Here is a 5,960-nt window from a genome sequence, read left to right on the forward strand (position 1 = left end):
AACCTTACATAAAATAGGATTTATTTAATTTGTTACCAAAGATGTGATCTCGATTGGATCATGAATACTCATTTATGGGTATATTTTGCTCGCGAATATACCTACAAATGGAATGGATAATGAAAAAAGTCACTTTGGCATTGTTAGCTGTAGCCGCTCTGGCTCCCACTGCGGCAAGCGCGCATCAAGCAGGCGATTATATTTTCCGGGCAGGGACAGCAACTGTCAGACCAAATGCCGGGTCTGATGATGTATTAGGTTACGGTTCCTTCAAAGCGGATAACAATACTCAGTTAGGGCTGACCTTCAGCTATCTGATTACTGATAACATCGGTGTAGAATTGCTGGCTGCCACGCCGTTCCGCCATAAAATTGGGCTGGAGGCAACCGGTACCATTGCTGAAGTTAAGCAATTGCCGCCAACCTTAATGGCGCAATACTATTTCCGCGATAAGCAAGACAAACTGCGCCCGTATCTGGGTATCGGCCTGAACTACACCACCTTCTTTGATGAGAAATTTAATAACACAGGGCAAGGTGCCGGTTTGACGGATTTAAGTGTTAAAGATTCGTGGGGTATTGCCGGGCAAGCGGGTATGGACTACATGGTCAGTGAAAACTGGATGCTGAATATGTCGGTCTGGTGGATGAATATCGAAACTGACGTGAAATTCAAAGCCGGGGGTGAAGAGCAAAGTATTCATACCCGTCTTGATCCATGGGTGTTTATGTTTGGCGCGGGCTATCGTTTCTAATTACCCTTTGTTCTTGACGTTGCAGGGGGGTTGGCTGCACTCACTTACCCGAATCACTGACCTGAGTCAGCTCATCGGGATGCGTTTGCTGGCTGCCTACCTGCAACGGCAATAACTTTGGGCAATACCCTTCGTCCTTGCCGCTACAGAGGGGCTGAGTTCACTCATCGGTGACAAAGGAGGCGCGAAGAGCGCCTCCGAACAGGGGATTATTTGATTTGCATTCTATCACTAACAGATTTCACCCCAGGTACGGTACGGGTGATCTGTACTGCACGGTTTGCATCCTGACGCGAACTAACAAAGCCGCTTAACTGGACCCGTCCTTTAAAGGTCTCAACACTGATTTCAGTAGATTTAAGATTCTTCTCACCCAGTAACGCCGATTTTACCTTGGTGGTCACCACAGTATCATCCAGGTATCCACCTGTGCCTTCAGATTTAGGTGTTGGTGCACAGGCTGCTACTGCCATTGCCATGATTACTACAATACATAAAGCTGAAAGGGTCTTAAAAAGCTTCATAAATTACTCTCCATGTTTGCCAATAATTTAACAGGACATTACGAAAAAAATAACTTGTTGAAAGCGTTATAAACACATATTGACGTCGTGCTACTGATCACTCATCGCATCCAAAATGTAAAGAAATGCTTAGGGCGTTACATAATTATTGGTTATGAATAGTGTTAATTCAAATTTGCAGCAGATATATAGCGTGGCAGGCGAGAAGTTCGAGCGAATATAGCGCCTGATCTGAACCGACAATCAGGCGCTGGTGGTGAGATTAGCCGCGAGTTGCCGCTTTCATTTCAGTCACAAAACGCGACAACTGGGCTAACATCTCAGCGGGCTGTGAGACATTATTTTCAATGATTTTTACAATCGCGGAGCCTGAAATCGCGCCGGCCGCACCGGCTGCCAGACTGGTCTTCACTTGTGCTGGCTGTGAAATACCAAAACCTTGTAGTGCTGGGGCGGCATTATATTCACGCAGTTTATCAATCAGATGATTTAGCGCAAGCTGACCGTGATTCTCAGCACCGGTGACACCCGCACGTGACAATAGATAGGTGTAACCACGGCCATGAGAAGCTATCTCGCGCAGTAAATCATCGTCCGCATTGGGTGGGCAGATAAAGATAGGCGCAATCCCATGGCGCAGTGCCGCTGCGCGGAACAGGGCTGACTCTTCAAAAGGTACGTCAGCAATGAGCACTGAATCGACACCGACAGCAGCACAACGCTGGTAGAAACTATCGATTCCATTGTGGAATACCAGATTTGCATACATCAGCAGGCCGATGGGAATAGCGGGGTGTTTTTTACGGATTTCCGCCAGCATTTCAAAGCAGATACCGGGTGTCACGCCAGCGGCAAAAGCACGCAATGCTGCATTTTGAATGGTTGGGCCATCTGCAAGTGGATCAGAGAATGGTATACCCAGCTCCAACGCATCGGCACCTGCCGCAATTAATGTATCAATAATCTCTAAAGATAGAGCCGGTGTTGGATCCCCTAGCTGTACGAAAGGAACAAATGCACCTTCTTTTTTGGCTGCCAACTGATTGAAAAGTTGCTGATAACGCTCCATTAAATCTCTCCCCGTGCTTTCAGAATATCGTGAACGGTGAAAATGTCTTTATCACCGCGCCCGGACAGATTCACTACCAATATCTGTTCTTTTTCCGGCGACGCTTTAATCATTTTTAAGGCATGGGCCAAGGCATGGGAGGATTCCAGTGCTGGAATAATCCCCTCTTTGCATGACAGCGCTTTAAAGGCATCCAGTGCTTCGTCATCGGTAACGGAAACATAATCAGCACGACCAATGCTATTTAAATAAGCATGCTGTGGCCCTACGGATGGGAAGTCTAATCCCGCAGAAATTGAGTAAGATTCTTCGATTTGGCCGTCACTGGTCTGCATCATCGGCGATTTCATGCCGAAATAGATGCCTACTTTACCGTGTTTGAGTGGTGCACCGTGCTGGCCGGTTTCAATACCCAACCCTGCCGGCTCAACACCAATCAGAGCAACACCTGGCTCATCGATAAAATCAGCAAACATACCAATCGCATTCGAGCCGCCACCGACGCATGCCAGCACCACATCCGGCAGACGGCCTTCCCGGGCTAACATCTGCGCTTTGGTTTCTTCGCCAATCATCCGTTGGAATTCACGCACGATAGTCGGGTAAGGGTGTGGGCCTGCTGCGGTTCCCAACATATAGTGGGCGGTTTCGTAGCTGCCAGACCAATCGCGCAGTGCTTCATTACAGGCATCTTTCAAGGTGGAAGAACCGCTGTGCACTGGGATCACTTCAGCCCCCATCAGGCGCATACGGAACACGTTGGGTGACTGGCGCTCAATATCTTTGGCACCCATGTAAATACGGCATTTCAAGCCGAGCAGGGCGCAAGCCAGTGCTGACGCTACCCCATGTTGACCTGCGCCGGTTTCCGCAATGATTTCGGTTTTACCCATGCGTTTGGCCAATAAGGCCTGACCCAAAACCTGATTGGTTTTGTGCGCGCCGCCGTGCAGCAGGTCTTCACGTTTCAGGTATAACTTGGTTTTTGTCCCGGCGGTCAAATTCTGACACAGGGTTAGCGCGGTCGGGCGACCAGCATAGTTCTTTAACAGATCCTGAAATGCTGCCTGGAACTCAGGGTCCTGTTGAGCACTGACAAAAGCCTCTTCCAGTTGCTTCAATGCTGGCATCAAAATCTGCGGCACATACATGCCACCGAACTCGCCAAAATAAGGATTAAGTGTGGTCATTTTTCTGTCCTATGGGGTGACTAAAGTGTGTCCATGAATCATGAATAAAGTTAGCCAAAAATTATCCGTCAGTAAGCGCGTAACGTCTGGAAAACAGCGGCGATCAGTTGTGAGTCTTTGATGCCGGGGGCACTTTCTACACCGGAATTGAAATCAAGACCGGCACAACCCAGTTGGGCTGCTGCACAACAGTTATCAGCGCTTAGCCCACCCGCCAGCAGCACATTATCCAGCGGTTGACCGGCCAGTAATGACCAGTCAAAGCGTTGACCGGTGCCACCGTTGCCGTGGTCCAGAACATAACGCTCGACATGTTGTGAGTTGCGTTGCGGTACACTATCGTCAACACGTAATGCCTGCCAAATTTGGCAACTGGCAGGCAGTATCGCGCGCAGTTGATTGATATAGCTCTGATCTTCTTGCCCGTGCAACTGCACTGCCACCAGCGACAGGCGCTCGGCTGTTTGCTGCACAGTTTCAATTTTGGCATCACGGAATACGCCAACATACTTCAATGGTGCGCCGCTAATCACAGTCCGTGCTTTGGCGATATCCACATAACGCGGCGAACTACCAACAAAGATTAAACCACCATAGACGGCACCTGCTTGATAAGCTGCGGCGGCATCTTGAGCGCGGGTCAGGCCGCAGACTTTATTTTCACCGAGTAACACACGGCGCACCGCAGCATTGAGATCGGGTTCAGACATCAACGCGCTGCCAATCAGGAATCCGTTGGCAAAGTGACTCAGTTCGCGCACCTGTTGGTAATTATTAATACCTGATTCGCTAATAACCGTGACACCTTTTGGCAGCCGTGGGGCCAGTTCGCGGGTGCGATCAAGGCTTATCGACAAGTCACGCAGATCCCGGTTATTAATACCGACCACTTTGGCACCTAATGCAATCGCCCGATCCAGTTCTTCAGCATTACTGGCCTCGGTCAACACCCCCATATTCAGGCTGTGTGCTACGGCGGCCAGTTGGCGATAGCTGTCATCATCGAGCACCGATAGCATCAGTAAAATGGCGTCAGCCTGATAAAAACGCGCCAATTGAATCTGATAGGCGTCGATAATAAAGTCTTTACACAGCACCGGCTGAGTGACGGCAGCACTGACGAGTGGTAAGAAATCAAAGTTGCCTTGGAAGTACTTTTCATCGGTTAATACCGAGATGGCCGATGCATAATTTTTATAAACTGCTGCAATGTCTGCCGGATTAAAGTTTTCGCGGATAACCCCCTTGGACGGGGATGCCTTCTTACATTCCAGAATAAAAACGGTCTTACTGCCTTGCAGCGCGTGATAAAAGTCGCGCTGGCTCAGGGTAATATCGTTTTGAAAACTAGCCAGAGGCTGTTGCAATTTCCGAGCGGCAACCCAGATTTCCTTATCGTGCACAATGTGGTGGAGCACGGTTTTATTAAGCCCAGTTTCCTGCATGATTTATCCTCTCGCCGCCAGAGCGGTAACACAGTCAAAAGCCTGACCGCTGTGAATCATTTCCAATGCCTGCTGTGCGTTATGGCGCAGGTTTTCCTGACCGTGCAACTTCAGCAATAACGCCACGTTAGCCGCAACGGCTGCGGCGTGTGCCGGTTCACCTTTACCTTGTAACAACCGTGCTAAAATGTCACGGTTTTCTTCCGGTGCGCCGCCTTGTAATGCGCCCAGTGAATAACGGTTCAGACCAAAATCTTCCGGTGCTAATTCATAGCTTTCGATGCTGCCGTTATTCAGCTCAGCCACCTGAGTCGGTGCATGAATCGCCACTTCATCCATTCCCCCACCATGTACCACCGCAGCACGCTGGTAACCCAACACTTGTAGGGTTTGCGCGATGGGTAATACCAACTCAGGGCTGTAAACACCAATCAGCGCCAACGGCGGGCGAGCCGGATTGATTAATGGCCCCAACACATTAAACAGGGTGCGGGTCTTCAACTGCTGGCGAACCGGCATCGCGTGGCGAAAGCCAGTGTGATACTGCGGGGCAAACAGGAAACAAACTCCTAACTCATCTAAGGCTAATCTGGATTGTTCCGCGCTCATGTCCAGGCGAATACCAAATGCGGCCAGCAAGTCTGATGAACCGGAACGGCTGGAAACACTGCGATTGCCATGCTTGGCCACTTTTACGCCGCAACTGGCGGCAACAAAGGCGCTGGCGGTAGAGATATTGATACTGTTAGTGCCGTCACCCCCGGTACCAACGATATCGGCGAACAGGTAATCCGGGCGCGGGAAGGGCTGTGCATCCGCCAATAAGGCTTGCGCGGCGCCAGCTATTTCGGCAGGCGTTTCACCGCGTACTTTCATACTGATTAACGCCGCCGCCAATTGGCTCGCTTCCAGTTCACCTCGCACGATAGAGCTAAACAGGATTTGGCTTTCCGCTTGGGTCAGGGATTTAGCCTGAA

6 protein-coding genes are annotated in these 5,960 nt (G+C 49.9%); 1 reads left to right on the top strand and 5 read right to left on the bottom strand.

All coding sequences use genetic code 11. The features are described from left to right. The first annotated feature begins 119 nt into the window (after positions 1 to 119). Positions 120 to 755 (top strand): outer membrane protein OmpW, encoded by a 636-nt coding sequence (gene ompW / locus V1952_RS19505; RefSeq protein ID WP_372558968.1) that lies wholly within the window; start codon positions 120 to 122, stop codon positions 753 to 755. 209 nt (positions 756 to 964) lie between these two features. On the opposite strand, the gene V1952_RS19510 is transcribed toward ompW, so the two are convergent. The 5 genes from V1952_RS19510 to trpD form a co-directional block, all read right to left on the bottom strand. Continuing rightward, positions 965 to 1,279 carry a BON domain-containing protein gene (locus tag V1952_RS19510; RefSeq protein WP_083158929.1) on the bottom strand — a complete coding sequence of 105 codons (315 nt, stop codon included), beginning with the start codon at positions 1,277 to 1,279 and terminating at the stop codon, positions 965 to 967. Between the two features lie 262 nt (positions 1,280 to 1,541). Beyond that, positions 1,542 to 2,348 carry a tryptophan synthase subunit alpha gene (gene trpA / locus V1952_RS19515; protein ID WP_372558969.1) on the bottom strand — a complete coding sequence of 269 codons (807 nt, stop codon included), beginning with the start codon at positions 2,346 to 2,348 and terminating at the stop codon, positions 1,542 to 1,544. Beyond that, a complete protein-coding gene (gene trpB, locus V1952_RS19520; protein ID WP_372558970.1) occupies positions 2,348 to 3,538 on the bottom strand; it encodes a tryptophan synthase subunit beta in 1,191 nt (396 codons plus the stop codon). Before trpB ends, trpA begins: the two co-directional genes overlap by 1 nt. 68 nt (positions 3,539 to 3,606) lie before the next feature. Then, positions 3,607 to 4,983 (bottom strand): bifunctional indole-3-glycerol-phosphate synthase TrpC/phosphoribosylanthranilate isomerase TrpF, encoded by a 1,377-nt coding sequence (gene trpCF / locus V1952_RS19525; protein ID WP_372558971.1) that lies wholly within the window; start codon positions 4,981 to 4,983, stop codon positions 3,607 to 3,609. A 3-nt stretch (positions 4,984 to 4,986) separates the two neighbouring features. Further along, the coding region (trpD, locus tag V1952_RS19530; RefSeq protein ID WP_420075365.1) for an anthranilate phosphoribosyltransferase at positions 4,987 to 5,960 on the bottom strand (974 nt) is incomplete at its 5' end.

The sequence above is a fragment of the Yersinia sp. 2542 StPb PI genome, assembly GCF_048593855.1.
Classification (GTDB): Bacteria; Pseudomonadota; Gammaproteobacteria; order Enterobacterales; family Enterobacteriaceae; genus Yersinia; species Yersinia enterocolitica_E.